Annotated in this window: 18 protein-coding genes; 1 reads left to right on the top strand and 17 read right to left on the bottom strand. The window is 68.9% G+C overall.

All coding sequences use genetic code 11. The features are described from left to right. Positions 1-2: 2 nt before the first annotated feature. The 10 genes from EV137_RS28820 to EV137_RS28775 form a co-directional block, all read right to left on the bottom strand. Complete coding sequence (locus EV137_RS28820; protein ID WP_134008846.1) at positions 3-1,076, bottom strand: PP2C family protein-serine/threonine phosphatase; 1,074 nt, start codon at positions 1,074-1,076, stop codon at positions 3-5. Continuing rightward, on the bottom strand, positions 1,061-3,415 hold the full coding sequence (locus EV137_RS28815; RefSeq protein WP_134131492.1) for a serine/threonine-protein kinase: 2,355 nt from the start codon (positions 3,413-3,415) through the stop codon (positions 1,061-1,063). The genes EV137_RS28820 and EV137_RS28815 overlap by 16 nt, the downstream gene beginning before the upstream one ends. Beyond that, positions 3,412-4,527: a hypothetical protein gene (locus EV137_RS28810; RefSeq protein WP_134131491.1), complete on the bottom strand. Its 1,116-nt coding sequence runs from the start codon at positions 4,525-4,527 to the stop codon at positions 3,412-3,414. The genes EV137_RS28815 and EV137_RS28810 overlap by 4 nt, the downstream gene beginning before the upstream one ends. Continuing rightward, a complete protein-coding gene (locus tag EV137_RS28805) occupies positions 4,524-5,519 on the bottom strand; it encodes a glutamate ABC transporter substrate-binding protein (RefSeq protein WP_134131490.1) in 996 nt (331 codons plus the stop codon). Before EV137_RS28805 ends, EV137_RS28810 begins: the two co-directional genes overlap by 4 nt. Beyond that, complete coding sequence (locus EV137_RS28800) at positions 5,516-6,844, bottom strand: GlnX family signal transduction membrane protein (RefSeq protein WP_134131489.1); 1,329 nt, start codon at positions 6,842-6,844, stop codon at positions 5,516-5,518. Before EV137_RS28800 ends, EV137_RS28805 begins: the two co-directional genes overlap by 4 nt. After that, the gene (locus EV137_RS28795; protein WP_134131488.1) at positions 6,841-8,217 is read right to left on the bottom strand and encodes an AAA family ATPase; all 1,377 of its coding nucleotides are present in this window, start codon (positions 8,215-8,217) and stop codon (positions 6,841-6,843) included. Before EV137_RS28795 ends, EV137_RS28800 begins: the two co-directional genes overlap by 4 nt. Continuing rightward, positions 8,214-8,795, bottom strand: coding sequence for a hypothetical protein (locus tag EV137_RS28790; RefSeq protein ID WP_134008858.1), 582 nt, complete (start codon positions 8,793-8,795; stop codon positions 8,214-8,216). Before EV137_RS28790 ends, EV137_RS28795 begins: the two co-directional genes overlap by 4 nt. A gap of 41 nt (positions 8,796-8,836) precedes the next feature. After that, on the bottom strand, positions 8,837-10,099 hold the full coding sequence (locus EV137_RS28785) for a toxic anion resistance protein (protein WP_134008860.1): 1,263 nt from the start codon (positions 10,097-10,099) through the stop codon (positions 8,837-8,839). A gap of 98 nt (positions 10,100-10,197) precedes the next feature. Continuing rightward, on the bottom strand, positions 10,198-10,653 hold the full coding sequence (locus tag EV137_RS28780) for a dihydrofolate reductase (protein WP_134008862.1): 456 nt from the start codon (positions 10,651-10,653) through the stop codon (positions 10,198-10,200). After that, complete coding sequence (locus EV137_RS28775; RefSeq protein WP_134131487.1) at positions 10,650-11,441, bottom strand: thymidylate synthase; 792 nt, start codon at positions 11,439-11,441, stop codon at positions 10,650-10,652. Before EV137_RS28775 ends, EV137_RS28780 begins: the two co-directional genes overlap by 4 nt. 33 nt (positions 11,442-11,474) lie before the next feature. Between EV137_RS28775 and EV137_RS28770 the strand changes: the two genes are divergently transcribed. Beyond that, positions 11,475-12,146: an aminoacyl-tRNA hydrolase gene (locus tag EV137_RS28770; protein ID WP_238175613.1), complete on the top strand. Its 672-nt coding sequence runs from the start codon at positions 11,475-11,477 to the stop codon at positions 12,144-12,146. On the opposite strand, the gene EV137_RS28765 is transcribed toward EV137_RS28770, so the two are convergent. The 7 genes from EV137_RS28765 to EV137_RS28735 form a co-directional block, all read right to left on the bottom strand. After that, the gene (locus tag EV137_RS28765; protein ID WP_134131485.1) at positions 12,125-12,715 is read right to left on the bottom strand and encodes a dihydrofolate reductase family protein; all 591 of its coding nucleotides are present in this window, start codon (positions 12,713-12,715) and stop codon (positions 12,125-12,127) included. The two genes, EV137_RS28770 and EV137_RS28765, sit on opposite strands and share 22 nt — an antisense overlap. 2 nt (positions 12,716-12,717) lie before the next feature. Beyond that, positions 12,718-13,317 (bottom strand): dihydrofolate reductase family protein, encoded by a 600-nt coding sequence (locus tag EV137_RS28760; RefSeq protein WP_134131484.1) that lies wholly within the window; start codon positions 13,315-13,317, stop codon positions 12,718-12,720. Between the two features lie 2 nt (positions 13,318-13,319). Beyond that, entirely contained in the window at positions 13,320-13,790 is a 471-nt protein-coding gene (locus EV137_RS28755) for an SRPBCC domain-containing protein (RefSeq protein ID WP_134131483.1), read from the bottom strand. A 26-nt stretch (positions 13,791-13,816) separates the two neighbouring features. After that, complete coding sequence (locus EV137_RS28750) at positions 13,817-14,146, bottom strand: ArsR/SmtB family transcription factor (RefSeq protein ID WP_134131482.1); 330 nt, start codon at positions 14,144-14,146, stop codon at positions 13,817-13,819. Positions 14,147-14,271: 125 nt separating this feature from the next. Then, on the bottom strand, positions 14,272-15,780 hold the full coding sequence (locus tag EV137_RS28745) for a multicopper oxidase family protein (RefSeq protein WP_134131481.1): 1,509 nt from the start codon (positions 15,778-15,780) through the stop codon (positions 14,272-14,274). After that, positions 15,777-16,211, bottom strand: a complete 435-nt coding sequence (locus EV137_RS28740) for a hypothetical protein (RefSeq protein WP_238175612.1) — start codon at positions 16,209-16,211, stop codon at positions 15,777-15,779. The genes EV137_RS28745 and EV137_RS28740 overlap by 4 nt, the downstream gene beginning before the upstream one ends. Continuing rightward, on the bottom strand, positions 16,208-16,573 hold the full coding sequence (locus EV137_RS28735) for a hypothetical protein (protein WP_134131480.1): 366 nt from the start codon (positions 16,571-16,573) through the stop codon (positions 16,208-16,210). Before EV137_RS28735 ends, EV137_RS28740 begins: the two co-directional genes overlap by 4 nt. Positions 16,574-16,584: the final 11 nt, after the last annotated feature.

Raw genomic sequence — 16,584 nt, 5'->3', positions numbered from 1 at the left:
CCTTAAATGCGTGCGAGCGCGACGGTGATGTTGTCCTGACCGCCCTGGGCGTTGGCCCAGTCAACCAGGGCGGACGCGGTGGCCAAGGGCTCGCCGCCCTTGTCCGCAGCAGTCTGACGTACGAGGTCGGCCAGCGGTGCCGCCTCGGAGCAGTAGTTCCAGAGGCCGTCCGAGCAGACCAGCAGCCAGCCCGGCCCGCTCACCTGCTGCGTCGTGGTCCGTGGCGTGTGGTCCGGTGCGTCCTTGCCGAGCCAGCGGGTGATCGCGTGCGCATGCGGACCGGACTCGGCCTCCTCACGGGAGACCCCGGTGGAGATCAGCTCGGCTGCCCACGAGTCGTCGACCGTCAGCGCGACCGGCTCGCCCGCGTCCGGGAACCAGTACGCGCGGCTGTCGCCGACACTGCCCGCCACCAGCATGCCGTTCTCCAGGACGGCTGCGACGAACGTGCAGGACGCCGGGTTCGGGCTGTCCGGACTCGTGTTCTCGAGTACGGCGTCACTCGCCGCGTCGGCCGCCGCCTTGAGCCGGGCGCCGATCGCGCTCGCCCGCGACGACTCGGTGCCCAGGCCCTGCGCGTGACCGGCTTCGAGCACCTCACGCGCTGCCCGGGCGGCCGCGAGCGAGGCGACGTCGGAGTCGAGTGACGAGCTGACGCCGTCGCACACCACCAGCAGTGCCCGGCTGCCCGGCTCGGCGTCCGCGGCGATCGCCATCGCGTCCTCGTTGCGGCTGTGCCGGATGCCGCGGTCGCAGACCCCGGCCACCCACGGAGCAGGCTGCTCCTCGAAGTGGTCGCGCGGCTTGGCCGCCTTGGTGCCACAGGTCTCGCAGTACCCGTCCGCGCCGACGGTGCCGCCGCACGACCTGCACGGGCCGGCGGCCGCAGCCTCCGGGCCGGCCACCGCGCCGATCTCCACGGTCGGCTCGGTGTCGGTGTCCAGTGCCGGTGAGGTCGGGGCGGTCCCCGGCTTCAGCTCGGCGCCGCAGGCCTCGCAGAACAGGTCCGCCTCGGACACCGCCCCGCCGCAGCTGGGGCAGACCGTGTCGGTCGTACTCGTCATCGCAACGTCCATCCTCGAACCTCGTTGGCCTGGTCGACCATGGCGATCCGTTCCCGCCGGGTCTGCGCCTGGTCGGCCAGCAGCCGGTAGGTGGCCTCGAGCCCGTCCCGCAGGGAGGTCTCGGTGGCTGCCCGTCCGTCGATCCGCAGAGCTTCCTGCGGACCGGACTGCTGGACCTCGGCGAGCGCGGTCCGGAACACGTTCGCGGCCAGGTTGGCCCGGTCGACCGGGTCGATGGTCAGCGTCGCGATGCTGTCCATCGCCTGGGCGAGCGCGGGAAGGCCACGCCCCGATCCTGCCAGCACACCGGCTCGCAGGCGACGGGCCCGCACGTACTCGCCGCTGGTCCGTGGCACCAGGTCGAGCGCGTTGAGCGCACCGTCCACGTCGTTGCGGGAGGTCCTGATGTTGGTCAGGCCGAACGCCGAGGCCGCGATGTAGTTGGCATCGGTGCGCGCACAGGTGAGGTAGAGGCCCTCGGCAACGTCGAACTCACCACTGTGCTCACAGGCGATCGCCAGCGCCAGTTTCGGCGCCAGCTCACCCGGCACCTGGCCGTAGACGGCGTTGAACGCGGACTGCGCCGTTGCCGAGTCGCCACGGGCCAGGGCGACCAGTCCGGCCATCCAGACCGCACGCCACTCCCACGGGTCTTCGTTGAGCAGGTCGGCCACCGCGGTGTCGACCATGTCGTAGCGCTCCGGTCCGACCTCCAGCGCCGCCTCTGCGACCTCCAGCAGCGTCTGCGGCGACTGCTCCGGCGCGTCGACCAGCAACTCGAGCCGCTTCACGGGGTCCGGCACGCTGACCGTCTTGAGCCAGCCGGCCATCTTGTCGCTGTCGTCCGGTGCCAGCGACGGCAGCTGCTGCCACGGCTGGGCCGCCTCACCCAGTCCGGCGGCCCTGTCACCCGGCGTCCCGAACAGGAGCGACGACGCCGAGTGCTGTGCCGCCTTGACGCCCTGCTTGTCGGCGACGACCTCACGCAGTACGCCGAGCAACTGCACGCGGAACTCGTCGGCGGACTGGAACCGGTCCGCGGGATCCTTCGCGCACGCCTTGGCCAGCAGGCGGTACACCGAGTCGTACTTCTGGAAGAGCGGCACCTCGGCCACCGGCGGCAGCGTGTCGACGTACCGGCTCTGGTAACCGCGGAACTCCATCGCGAGCACGCACAGCGTCCGGCCGAGCGTGTAGATGTCGGAGGCGACCGACGGTCCGACCTCGGCGATCTCGGGTGCCTGGAAGCCGACCGTGCCGTAGATCGCCGAGTCCGGGTCGTCGATCCGCCGGACACCGCCGAGGTCGATCAGCTTGACCGCGTCACCGACCTGGATGATGTTGTCCGGCTTGAAGTCGCAGTACACCAGTCCGAGATCGTGCAGGTAGGAGAACGCCGGCAGGATCTCCAGCAGGTACGCGATCGCCTGGTCGATCGGCAGCGCGTCGTACTGACCGTTGTTGGCGGCCATCCGCTCCTTGAGCAGGGTCTTCAGCGAGGTGCCGCCGACGTACTCCATGACGATGTAGCCGGCGCCGTCGTGAGTGACGAAGTTGTAGATCTCGACGATCAGCGGGTGCTCGACGCGGGCCAGGAACTGCTGCTCCGCGATCGCCGCCGCGACCGCGTCCGGGTCCTCGGAGTTCAGCAGGCCCTTCAGGACCACCCAGCGGTTGGACACGTTCTGGTCCTGGGCCAGGTAGATCCAGCCGAAGCCACCGTGCGCGAGGCAGCCGCGGACCAGGTACTGCCCGCCGACCAGGTCGCCGTCCTGCAGCTTCGGCGAGAACGAGAACCGGTTGCGGCAGTTCGGGCAGAAACCCTCGGTCCGGCCGGGCTGGCCGTTGCGGGAGCGGCCGACCGGGTGGCCGCAGTTCGGGCAGTTCCGGCGGTCCTCCGGGACCATCGGGTTGGCCAGGATCGCCTTGCTCGCGTCGATCGCCGGGATCGTCGGCACGTGGGTCAGTCCGGCGCCGAGCCGCGCGCCGCGCAGCCGGGTGGACGACGTACCGAGTTTGCGGGTCAGCTTCGAGCCGGCCTGCGCCGCCCGCGCCGAGCCGAGTGGCGTGGAGGCCAGCCGGTTGGAGGCGCGGGAGACGGTCGACACCGTGCTCAGCGCGTCCGGCTCGGCAGCCGTCGCGGTGCCGCCGTCCGGCGCGGGCGAGCCGCACACGTCGCAGTACCCGTCGACGTAGGTCCCCGTGCAGCCCGGCTGTGTGCACGCACCAGTCGCAGGAGCAGCAGCCGGCGCGGCGGCACTCGCCGCGGCGGGGGAGCCGCAGACGTCGCAGTACCCGTCCACGATGGAGCCGGTACAGCCCGGCTGGGTGCAGGCGGTGTTGGTCGTCATTTCGTCCCTTCCAGGTAGGCCTGGTAGGCCGCTACCAGTGCGCCGAGGCGAGCCAGTTCCACCGGCTCGGTCTCGATCACCGCTCGGCCGCGCCGGTACAGCTCGGCGAGATCTTCGTTGCCTGGGGCAACACTTGCCGCCTTCACCTGATAGGCGTCCAGCAGTTGGGCCAGCTCGTCACGTCGTTGCAGAGCAGCGCCGTACGCCGCCTGCGCCTGACCGAGCGCCCGCCGTACGGCGTCCAACCGGGTCAGGTACTTCTCCAGCTCGGCAGGGGTGTTCGGCACCGGCCCCAGCGCAGTCACATCCGGTACGGCGAGACGCGGGGCCGGACTGACCGTGGCGACAGCCTTGTCCGCCAACGCGCGCACCGCCTTTCCTTGAGCTTCCAGCTCGCTGCGTACGGTGCGGGCCCGGGCAACGTCGGCGGCGCGTTCCTTACGGGTGGCGGCGCCGACGATCAGATCCCGCTCTGTGCGCGCCGCGTCCATGTCCAGCGGGCCGATCAGCCCGCCGATGTCGGCACCGCGTTTGTTGCGTTCGGCAAGGTCCGTCACTCGGCGGTCGAGGTCGTGATGCTTGGCGAGCGCGTCGTTGCGTACGTTCGCGGGCTCCTGCTTGACCAGGTCGCTGATCCGCTCCACCTGCGCGCGCAACTGCCGCAGCCGGGCGGCCAGGTCGGCGTCGCCGGGTTGGAGATCGAGCTTCGCGCGCAGGCTGGAAGCCAGCGCGTCCGACAGTTTGCAGGCCTCGGGCAGCGAAACGGGCAGCGAACCACCGGCGCCGCCGGCGTCCAGGCCGCCCCAGATCAGCGTGGAGATCCGCTCGGTCTCGGTCTGCCCGACCCGGCCGGAGTCCCAGGTGACCAGGATCAACTCGTACCGGTCCGAGACCGCCTTCCAGACCGTCATGCTGAGCACGATGTCGGCATTGAGGGCATCCCCGTCGGGCGAGTGCAGGGCGGCCTGATCCAGCTCGTCCAGCTCCGCCTTCCGCCGATCCCGCCACTCCCCGAGCGCACCGAGGTAAGAAAGCAGCTCCGCAGCCGGAACACTGCTCCCCATCCGCCCCGGCGGCGCCGGCGCCGAAACAATCGGCGTACGAACGGTCATTTCGGCGGAATCGGTCGGCCGTAACGGGCTACTGGTGGCGCCGGCGCCTTACCGAGAGCAGGCTCCAACCATCTGTCGTACGACGCCTTCCAGTAACCGTTGAGCTTGATCTGCTCGAGCACACCGTTCACGAACTTCACGAACTCCGGGTGCTGAAGTGAGATGCCCAGGCCGTAAGGCTCCTCGCTGAACCGTTCGGGGAGCACCTTGGCGTACGGATCCTGCGCGACATCGCCGGCGAGCACCGTGTCGTCACCGCTGATGCCCTGCGCCTTGCCCTGCTGGAACAGCACCAGACAACCGGTGTCGGTGTCGGCCGTGATCGGTTTGATCTTCGGGTTGCGCTTCTTCAGGTTGTCCAGGCTGGTCGACCCGGCCGGCGCGCAGATCGTCTGATCGGACAGATCATCGGCGTTCTTGGCAGTGGAGTCGAGCTGCACCAGTGTCTTCTGGCCGGAGCGGTAGTACTCGGCCGAGAACGCGATCTGGTCCCAGCGGGAACAGTTGATGGTCATGTTCCGGGCGACGATGTCGACCGGGTTCTTGGTGTCGCGCAGCGACGGGATCCGGGCCGGGCTGGAAATCACCCGCAACTCGACCTTGTGCGCCTCGCCCGGCGCGGGCTTGCCGAAGATCGCGTCCGCGACCGCGTAGATCATGTCGATGTCGAAGCCCTGGATCTGACCGGTGATCGGGTCCCGGTAGCCGAGGTTGAAGCTGTCCGCGGACACACCGGCGATCAGGCGGCCGCGCTTCTTGATGGTCTCCATCCAGGTGCCGGCCGGCATCGGCCCCTTCGGATCCGGCAATGGGCCGTCCGGCTGGTAGGACGCGAGCGGATCCACGCCCTTGCAGTTCTCCGGCGCCGGCGTGGCCGGGGCGGCGACCGACGGCGACGGCACCGGCGGGATCTGGGTGGTGGCGTAGTTGGCGTTGCCGCAGGCGGTGAGGAGTAGGGCGGTGGCCGCGGCGAGTGGGATCAGTTTCTTCATCGGTACTCCTCCAGACGCTGCGACATGCCCCAGGCGACCAGTAGTGCGGCCAGGATGCCGAGCGGTACGCCGAGCCAGCCGATCGGCGGAAGACCGTCGCGCGCATCCTTCAGTTCGCTCTGCACCCCGGTACTGGTCCGGGTCAGCTGCTGGTTGGACGAGGAGTCGAAGGCGTTGAACGTATCGACCGAGCTGTTGGTCTCGTCCTTGCCGACGGCCATCGCAACGGCACCGTCCCAGTTGCCCTGCTTCGCGTCGGTCTCCCGCACCTTGTCGTGGACCGACTTGTAGGCGGTCCACAGCTGCTGCAGGTTGCCGCCGTTGCCGCCGACCTTGCCCAGTTGCTCGTCGACCTGGGCAGCCGCGGCGGTGTACGCCTTGTCGAAGGCGTCGCCGGAGCCGCGTGCGATCAAGGTCAGGCTCTCGTTCGAGCGAGCGTCGTACGCCGCGATCCGGGCGCGGGACAGCGCCAGGGTCCGCTCGTACTCGGAACTCCGCGTGTCCTTCGCGGAGTTCGACGCGCCGGCGAGTGAAACCCCGCCGACGACGGTGGTCAGCAGGACGAGAGCCGCGCCGGCGGCGATCGGGACGTTCAGGTAGCGGTGCGTACGGCGGGCCAGCCAGCGCAGTGTGATCGCGAAGACCGCCAGGCTGAGCAGACCCCCGACGAGGATCCAGATGGTGCCCTGGCTGATCCCGTCGAACTCGGTGTCGACGCGCTTCTCGTTCGCCTCGACCAGCGCCTTCACCAGCGGCAGCGAGTCGTCCTGCAGCACCGAGTTCGCGTCCTTCAGGTACTGCGAACCGATCGGGAGACCTTGGCGGTTGTTGGCACGGGCCTGCTCGATCAGGCCGCCGTACGTGATCAGCGTCTTGTTGAGTGCGCCGAGCACGTCGCGGTCCGCGGGCTGCGCGGTCGCGGCCTCGGCGATCAGCCCGGCGGCCGCGGCCAGCGAGTTGACGAAGTGCGCACGCTGCTCCGGCGGCTCGAGACCGCCGACCAGGAACGCGTTGGTGGCGTCGGCGTTCGCGCTGACCAGGTTGGTGTGGATCGCCTGGATGCGGACCAGTTGGGCGGTGTTCGCCTGCGCCCGGTCGAGGGCGCCGTCGGACTGACTGAAGCCCTGCGCGGCGGCCAGGCCGAACACCACACTCATCGCGGCGGCCAGGATCAGGAACGCGCGCATCCGGCCCGGCGTACCTTCGAACCACTGCGCGACGGCGCCGCGGGGGCCGGCGGTCCTGGCGTTCGGCGCCTGCAGCGTCGTACCCGGCGGTGGGGCCGTCGGCACGGTCGCGGGCGGCGCACTCTGCGTCTGGGTCACGCCTCTTCTCCTTGTTCGATCTCCGTGACGTCCGAAGTACCGGCTGTCGCCGGCTCTTCGGGATCAACGGCGTCGGCGGGCTGCTCGGTGAGGTCCTCGGCGAGGATCTGACGCAGCTGGGTCGTCGTGGGAGCCGGTACGTCGCGGAGCCGCCAGGCGTGCCGCCCGATCGCGGCCTCCAGCACGTTGCGCGCGAACCGTCCGTTGCCGAACGAGCTGTCCCGCGGAGTCGCGGCGAGCACCTCGTGGAACTTCTCCACCGCCTCCGGAACCAGTTCGTAGTCCGCGGCCTCGGCGAGCCCGGTGAGAATGTCGGTGAGTTCGTCGTCGCTGTAGTTCTCGAACTCGATCGTGGTCCGGAACCGGCTGGCCAGCCCGGGGTTCGCGGCGATGAACACTTCCATCGGCTCGGGGTATCCGGCAACGATCACGACCAGGTCGTCGCGCCGGTCCTCCATCTCCTTGACCAGCGTGTCGACGGCTTCTCGCCCGTACTGGTCGGCGCCCCGGTCGCCGGCGGTCAGGCTGTACGCCTCGTCGATGAACAGCACGCCGCCCGCCGCGGAGGCGACCACCTCGGCGGTCTTCGTCGCGGTCTGACCGAGATACCCGGCGACGAGCTCGGAGCGGTCGACCTCCACCAGTTGCCCCTTCGACAGCAGGCCGAGCGCCTTGTAGATCCCGCTCACCAGCCGCGCGACGGTCGTCTTACCGGTGCCCGGATTCCCCACGAACACCAGGTGCCGCGTGATCGTCGGGCTCTTCAGGCCCGCCTCGGTCCGCAACTTCTCAACCCGCAGTACGGCGACCTGCCGGTGCACCTCGCGCTTGACCCGAGCCAGCCCGGTCAGCTCGTCGAGCTCAGCCAGCAACTCCTCAACCGTCTTGGCCGGCTCTTCCGCTGCCGCCGCTTCTTCCTGCGGTGCTTCCGGGGTCTTCGGCTGAGGGGTCGATGCAACCTGCAGCGGACGGGCACCAGCAGCTTGTAGCTGGGCAGCAGCTGCCACCGACGCGTTACCGACGACCCGCATCGTGGGCTCACCCAACGTGCAGGCTGCGGATGCAACCTCCGCCAGAGCTTCGGCGTACGCCGTCTTCTCTGCCGAGCCGTTGGCGATCAGCTCGGTCAGGACAGCCGTCGGGGCCCCGCGCCAACGCCGTCCGCGGACGGCGGCGTCGAAGAAGTCCTGCGTCGTCGCGCCCTCGAACGCCTTGCCCCAGTCGGCGGGCGCACCGGGTGCCGACTCGGCCAGTGCGGCGGCCAGCGACAGCGCCTCCGACCGGGCCCGATCGTCGGCGACACCGGCGCGGCCGGCGACCACGAGCAGCTCGGACAACGCCTGCTGCAGAGACTTTCCCCCCGCGCCGCTCATGACCCTCCTCGTCCAGGTGGTGGTGCCAGTGGTCCCGCCGGTCCCAGGTCGGGCGGCGGGGTCGACTCGGTCGGGCCGAGGGCCAAGCCTCCGCCGGTGGAGCCGGTGCCGAACTTCTCCTGCAGGAACCTGCCGTGGGCGATCAGCGCCGCCGCGTCGGCGCGGTTCACCGCGTCGAAGACCTTGTCCATCGTCGCGGCCAAGAGGTCCAACTGGTCGATCAGGATCATCAGCGACGTCTTGCCGCGGTCCACCGGACGCGTGTCGGCCCACTGCCGCGGCAGCCGCAGGTACCCGCCGATCGCCTCCGGCAGGTAGTCGGTCGCCGTCGCCATCACGGAGTACGCCTGCACGCTGCCGCCCAGGTTCCCGAGCCGCGGGATGGTTTCCCGGACGACGCGAACCACCCGGGCGACCCGCGAGGCGACGACGGCCGGTACGGCGCCGCCCGCGACCAGCTGCTCGACGCGGACCAGCGCCGCCAGCAGGTCGTCGTTCGTCGGCGGCCGGGGGATCGGGGCAGGCTCGGGCTCCTCCTTGCGACCGGTCAGCCGCGCAAAGAAGTCGCCGAGCGCCATGCAGTCCCCCGTCTCTCGCTCTCAGATGGTGGTGGTGTGGATCAGCGATCGAGGTTGAGGTCGAGGCTGCCGTGGACGACCTGCTGGTTCTGCTGGGCGACCCGTTCCAGATACGTGCGGGACTTGGTCACCTCGTTCTCCAGCGTGCCGATCGTCGCGGCCATGTTGTCCAGCGCCTCGCCCTTGAACGTGTCGATCGCGTCCATGGTCGCGTAGATGTTCGCGAACGCGGCCTGCAGCTGCGGCAGCCCGATCGTCGCGGACGCGGCCTGCTGCTGGATCGCCACCGAGTTGTCGCGCAGCATCTCCGAGGTGCGCTCGATCATCCCGCTGGTGGTCGTGTTCAGTGCGGTGATCTGGTCCAGCACGAGCTTCTGGTTACCGAGTGCCTGCGCGACGATGACCGCCGTACGCAGCGCCGAGACCGTGGTCGTGGACGCCCGGTCGACGCCCTTGATCAGCTCGATGTTGTTCTTGATCACGATGTCGATGGCCAGGTAGTTCTGGATCGACACGGCCAGCTGCGTGAGCAGGTCCTGGTGCTTCTGCCGGACGTAGAACAGCACGTCCTCGCGGAATGCCTTCGCCTTCTCCGGGTTGGTCACCTCCAGCTCCGCGATCGCTGCGGACAGCCGCGCGTCCAGGCGCTCGGCGACGTACACGTACTGGTTCAGCCGCGTCATCGCGTCCCAGAGCTGCTGCTTCTCCAGGTTCAGCGCGGCGTTGTCCTTACCGAGCTCGTCCTGACCGTTGCGCAGCGCGTGCAGGATGCCCTCGAGGTGGCTCTGCGCGGTCTGGTACTTGCGGAAGTAGTCCTCGATCTTGTCCCCGAACGGGATCATCCCGAGGAGCTTCTTCACCCCCGTGGCTTCCTTCGGGTCCAGGTCTTCGACCGTACGGCGCAGCTCGAGCAGGGTCTTGCCGACGGTCGAACCCTCCGACAGGCCGCCTTCCTGCAGCGCCCGCACCGGCGACTGGAGCAGCCGGTTCGAGCTCTCGGCCGCGGCGCGGATGTCGACGTCGCCCATGCTGCGCACGTCACCGGCCTTCGACGCGAACTCCGGCGAGCGGGGCTCGGCTGCCATCAGCGCCGTCAGGAAGGTGTCCACCTTGCTGTCGAGCCCTGGCAATGCGGCCGGGTCGACGGCCGGAGCCATACTCGGCGCGGCAGTCTCGGCCACCGGCTGTGACGGCGGCGGTGCGGTCAGTATCAGACCCGGCGCGGTGGCCGTCGGCGGCTGCAGCGGTGCCGCAGCGGGCTGCGCGGCAGCGGGCTGGGCAGCGGTGTTGTCGGCTTCAGTCATCGTGTTCCCCTCCGAGAGGCGCCCCTGGATACCTCCGTGACGCGCACACAATCTACGCGGTTCCAGGTCTTCCTGGTCACGCTGTTGCCTACTCGTTGTTAGCTGCGGCGATAGCTGACAAAGGAGAAGCCCTCCCGGGGGTCGCGGGCGGTCTCGGTCCAGGTGGTCGGGTCGAGTTCCGGGAAGGTGACGTCGCCGTCGGGGGACTGGTCGACCTCGGTGAGCTCGAGGGTGTCGGCGTACGGGAGAGCCTGGCGGTAGATCTCGCCGCCGCCGGCGACGTACAGCGTGCCGTCGTACTTCAGAGCCTCTTCGAGGGAGTACGTGATGTCGACGCCGTCCGCGGACCAGCCGGGTTGCCGGGTGACGACGACCGTACGGCGGCCCGGGAGCGGGCGGCCGATCGAGTCGTAGGTCTTGCGCCCCATCACGAGGGTGTGGCCGAGGGTGAGCTGCTTGAACCGTTGCAGGTCCTCGCGGATCCGCCAGGGCAGATCGTTGTCCCGCCCGATCACACCGTTCCGTCCGACCGCGGCGATCAGGATGATGCTCATACCGCGATGGGGGCCTTGATCCCGGGATGCGGGTCGTAGCCGATCAGTTCGACGTCGGCGATCTCGTAGCCGTCGATCGAGTCGCGCTTCGCGAGTCGGAGGGTCGGCAGCGGACGCGGCTCGCGGGTGAGCTGCAGGCGGGCCTGGTCCAGATGGTTCAGGTACAGGTGCGCGTCGCCGAGCGTGTGCACGAAGTCACCGACCTCGAGCCCGGTCTGCTGCGCGACCATGTGGGTGAGCAGCGCGTACGACGCGATGTTGAACGGCACGCCCAGGAAGATGTCGGCCGACCGCTGGTACAGCTGGCAGGAGAGCCGGCCGTCCGCGACGTAGAACTGGAACATGGTGTGACACGGCGGCAACGCCATGTCGTCCACGTCGGCCACGTTCCACGCGTTCACGATGTGCCGGCGGGAGTCCGGGTTGTTCTTGATCGACGCGATCAGGTTGGCGATCTGGTCCACGTGCCGCCCGTCGGGCGTCGGCCAGGACCGCCACTGGTAGCCGTAGACGGGACCGAGCTCACCGTTCTCGTCGGCCCACTCGTCCCAGATCGAGATGTTGTTCTCGTGCAGCCACTTGACGTTCGTCGAGCCGCTGAGGAACCAGATCAGCTCCCCGATCACCGACCGCAGATGCAGCTTCTTCGTCGTCACGGCCGGGAAACCCTGGCTGAGGTCGTACCGCGACTGGTACCCGAACACGCTCAACGTGCCCGTCCCGGTCCGGTCCCCCTTCTCCACCCCGTTGTCCAACACATGCCGAAGAAGATCCAGGTACTGCTGCATGGTGCCAACCTACAGCCCTGGCAGACTCGCGGTGTGGAACAAGTGCTCACACTCGTCGTGCGAGTCGAGAAGAAGACGCGGCCGTCCCAGACCGACGCGCTGGAGACGGCGGCGCGGGCGGTGCTCGCGATCCTCGCCGACGAGCGGTCGTACGGCGAGGGCGAGTGGGCGCCGGCGATGGCCGCCTGGCAGGACAACCGCATCCGCAAGATCACCAAGCGTGCCCGGGGAATCGAATGGCGCCGCGCCGAGGCGTTGCCGGGGATCACGGTGCGTGGGACGGGTGTCGGATCACTGGAGGCTGTGGCCGAGGTTCGGGTGTTTCCGCCGACAGGGGTGGACGACGTACCTCCTGAGCTGTTCAAGCTGCAGGTCACCGGCACCGACTTCGAGGACACTGCCGACCTTCCGCCCCTCGAACCCCGCGTGCCGGTCCTGTGGCTCAGCCCCACCCTCGAGATGTCCAGTGGCAAGGCGATGGCGCAGTGTGGGCATGCGGCGCAGCTGGCGTGGTGGGCCTTGTCGTCAGCGGGGAGGAAGGAGTGGGCGGCGGCCGACTTCGCGCTGGCGGTGCGGACCGCCGGCCGCGCCCAGTGGCAGGAACTGCTGGCCACGCGTCTCCCGGTGGTGCAGGACGCCGGCTTCACCGAGGTGGCTCCCGGCTCGCGCACCGTGATCGCCGATCATCCTTTGCTGACGCGGTAGTGCAGGTGGGTGACTCGGTCGCCCTCGATGACCTTCGGGTTGTCCAGCAGGAGTTGGTCCCCGGCGTAGTCCCCGAAGAAGCGCTTGCCGGTCCCGAAGATCACCGGGACGAGGTTGTACGAGAGTTCGTCGACCAGGCCGGCCCGCAAGGCCTGGCCGGTCAGGTTCCCCGCGGCCAGCGAGATGTCACGGTCGCCGGCGAGTTCCTGGGCCTTCGCGACGGCCTCCTCGATCCCGCTCACGAAGGCGTACGGCGCATCCGGGAACGGCCAGTCGGTCGGTGGCCGGTGCGTGACGACAACGACGTGCTCGCCGAACGGCGGGACACCTTCCCAGCCGTTGGTGATGTCGAACAGATGCCGGCCGCACAGCACCACGCCGACCTTGCCCCAGGCGGTGTTGATGTAGTCCGCGCTCGCCTGGCTGACATGGAACGGCCGGCCCGGATCGGTCCCGTACAGCTCGACCGGGCCGTTGTTGTACCAGTCGAACAGCGGTCCGACCTCGTCCTCGGTGGTTGCGACGAAGCCGTCGAGCGACACGACGGCAGATGCGATGACGTTTCCCATGACTACTTCACCATCCGGTATGTGAGGTGCTGGGCCGCCGGAGTCGAGACGGCCTCGATCAGTTCGAGCGCGTACGCCGGCGCGGCCTCGGCGGGGAACAACCGGGTTCCGCCTCCTAGTACGACGGGAGCCAGGTGCAAACGCAGTACGTCGGCCAGTCCTTCGGCGAGCACCGCGTGGCAGATCTGCCCGCCGCCCATCACGTAAACATCCTTGCCGCCGGCAACTTCTGTCGCCTGTGCGATCGCCTCCGCCGGGCTGCCCACGAACCGGAACCGGTCGCCCAGGCGAGTTTTGGCAGGCGGCGTGTGCGTGACGACGAAGACCGGCGGGTTGATCTCACCGGTCGGCTTCGCGCCGTACCCCATCTCGTCGCTCCAGCCGTCCGGGGCGTCGATCACGTCGAACAGGTTCCGGCCCTGGACGACCGCACCGGTCGATTCGAAGGCGGCGTCCAGGACGGCGCGGTCCGCGTCGGTGCCGTGGAAGACCCAGTCGTGCACGGCCTCGCCGCCGTCACCGAGCCCGTTGCCGATGCCGGCGTTGGGCCCGGTGACGTAGCCGTCCAGCGACACCGAGATGTCGACAACGACCTGGCTCATGATCAGCTCTCCTTCGCGACCAGCTCGGCCAGGCGATCCATCGAGTCGTGGATGCCGTGCTCCATGCCGTGCTCGATCGACTGGTCGCGGGCCTCGACGGACGGGAACACCGACTGCTGGTGCAGGCGGACGCCCTTCTCGGTCGGCTCGAGCGTCATCTTCTCCAGGCAGACCTCGCCCGGCGCGCCTTCCCACTCGAAGGTCTGGATGACCAGCTTGTCCTGCTCCACGGCGTGGAAGACGCCGCGGAACGCGTACTCGCCGGACTCGTCGCGGTGGATGTAGCGGTACTTCCCACCGGTCCGTACGTCGTACTCCTCGACGGTCGCGTCGAGCTCCCGCGGACCGAGCCACTCGGACACCAGGTCGCGGTCGGTCATGACCCGGAAGAGCTGCGCCGGCGTGGCGGCGAACTCGCGCGTCACCTCGACGAACGGGGTGCCGGCCGGGGTGTTGATAACGGTTCCAGTCATTGATCCTGCTCCTTGTCTCTCACTCACTACTCGTTCGTCTTGTTCAGCAACGCGTCCATGCGGCGGAAGCGGCGTTCGGTTTCGAGCCGGTACTCGTCGATCCAGCTCGTCAGTGCTTCGAGGGCGGCCGGCACCAGGTGGCACGGGCGGCGCTGGCCGTCCCGGGTCCGGGTGATCAGCCCGGCGGCCTCGAGCACCTGGATGTGCCGCGACACCGCCTGCTTGGTGATCGGGAACGGGTCGGCCAGTTCGTTCACGGTGGCCGGGCCGCGCGACAGCCGCGCGATCATCGCTCGCCGGACCGGGTCCGCCAGTGCCGCGAACGACCGGTCGAGCTGATCATCGTCAACCATCATCTTTATCAACCATTCCCTTGATCAACCGATACGTTGACTATAGGCAGAGGCGTCCGCGATCGTCAAGGGGGTCACACCAGAAACCCCCGGCGCGGCTGGTGCCGTGCCGGGGGTCGCGCAGTACGTCAGATCGTCTCGAAGGCCGCCATCATCGCCATGTCCTCGTGCTCGAGGTTGTGGCAATGGATCAGGTACTTGCCCTTGTGGGCGCTGAACTTGACGAGGACCTCGACGACCTCGGCCGGGCGGATGTCGACTGTGTCCTTCCAGCCGTGGTCGTACGCCGACAGCTTGTTGCTCCCGCCGCGGGTGAGGACCTGGAACGGCGCGAGGTGGACGTGCACCGGGTGGTGGACGTCGGTGACGAACGACCAGATCTCGTACTGGTCCAGCTTCACCTGCGCCTGCATCACCGCGGGATCGAACGCCTTCCCGTTGATCGTCCAGCCCCGGTGGCCTCCGGCGTCACCCCGCCGGAACCGCCACTCCCGCCGTACGACACCGGCCGGCCGGGGTGTCACGGCGTACGACGAGAGCGTCGCCGGGATGCTCGTGTCGTCGGGTGCCTTGCGGGCGATCTTGAAGCGCAGTACGCCGGAGTTGTTGTCCAGCTTGTTGACGACCGTGACCTCGTCGCCGGGCTGGTACTGCGAGAAGTCCACGATCACGTCGAACCGCTCGGCGGGCGCGATCACCAGCGTCTTGTGCTCGACCGGTTTGTCGAGGAGTCCGCCGTCACTGCCGATCTGCACGAACTTCGCGGGGCCCTTGTCGAAGGCGAGCTCGTACCGTCGGGCGTTGGCGGCGTTGAGAATGCGGAAGCGGTACCGGACCGCGTCCACCTCGTGCACCGGCCACGGTGCGCCGTTCACCAGCGTGACGTCCGCGACGACACCTTCCATGTACGCCGACTCGACGCCGGGACCGTCCTTCGCGGCGGGGTACAAGAACGACCCGTCCGCGTCGAACGCCCGGTCCGCGATGACGAGCGGGATCTCCCGATCGCCCTTCGGCAGCGGGAGGTTCTCCTCCTTGTCGTCGCGGATGATGTGCAGGCCGAACAGTCCGCGGTAGACCTGTGGTGCGGTGTAGTCCATCGTGTGGTCGTGGTACCACAGGGTCGCCGCGCGCTGCGTGTTCGGGTACGTGTAGGTGCGCTTGCCCATCGTCATGTCGCCGCCGGACATGTGGTGTCCGCCGTGCTGACCGTTCGCGGGCATGATGAGGTCGAGTGGCCAGCCGTCACTCGGCGCGGGGGTGTGGCCGCCGTGCAGGTGGACCACCGTCGACACGTCGAGCTGGTTGACCTGCTCGACCACGGTGGTGCGACCGCTGCGTACGTCGAACGTGGGGCCGGGCAGCAGGCCGTCGTACCCCATCACCTCGGTCTTCAGGCCGGGGAGGATCTCCAGGCTCGCCTTCTGCTGGACGACCCGGTAGTAGTCGGCCTTTGCGTCGGAGCGGGTCGGCTTCTTGACCGGCGGGATCGGCAGCGGGACCTGGAACGGCGTGGGCAGTTTCGCCTTGCTGCGCAGGAGTTCTCCGGCCTGTGCAGGCTTGGCCTCCTGGCCACAGCCGCTGAGCGCCAGCGTGGCGCCGGCGACACCTATGAATCCGCGGCGGGACATCTTCATCGTTTCGCCTCCCGGCGGCTCAGACGTGCGGTGCGACGGAAGGACCAGACCGTCATCCAGCAGACGGTGCCGACGATCGCGGTCCCGAGCGGGACGTGGACGGCGAAGTTCTGCAGGTAACCGAAGGTGAGTTGGACGAACTCGGCGACGACCAGGAGCACGGAGACAAGCGCCGGCCAGATCCGGCCGCGGCCGGCGAGCGTGTAGCAGGCGGCCGCGACGGTCTGGAGGAGTGCGATCATCCAGATGGTGCCGCCGACCGTGCTGTGCACGCTCGTCATCGCGTCGACGTTGCCGGACAGGAAGTAGCCCGCCGCGACCGGCTGGGCGATCACGAACGCGGCGTGCAGAATCAGCGTGATCCGCAGGACGTGCAGGCTGGCGCGCGGCCGACGTACCTTGGCCGCCGGCTGAGGTACGAGGGTGATCATGCGGTGACCACCTGCCGCTTGTTGACCCAGAACGCGAAGGCGACCGCGGCCGCGACCAGCGCGATGCCCAGCGGGACGTGGATCGCCAGCTGACGGCTGTAACCCATGGCGATCTGGACGACCTCGCCCGCCATGATCAGCAGACTCGCCGCGGGCGCGGTCCAGCGGCCGCCGGTCCGCCACCAGATCGTTGCCAGTAGCAATTGTGTGAGTCCGAGGAAGGCCAGGGCCAGCCCGATCGGCTCGTGCATCCGCATGCCGGCGGGGGAGCCGTCGAGGTAGACGCCCGCGAACACCGGCTGCAGGCAGATCGCCAGTGCATGGACTCCGGCCGTCGCCCGGAGCACGTTCAAGACCTTCATGTAGACAGACA

It is taken from the genome of Kribbella pratensis, assembly GCF_004366075.1.
Taxonomy (GTDB): domain Bacteria; phylum Actinomycetota; class Actinomycetes; order Propionibacteriales; family Kribbellaceae; genus Kribbella; species Kribbella pratensis.
Note: the sequence above shows the minus strand (reverse complement) of the source record. Positions and strands in the feature narration are given on the sequence as shown.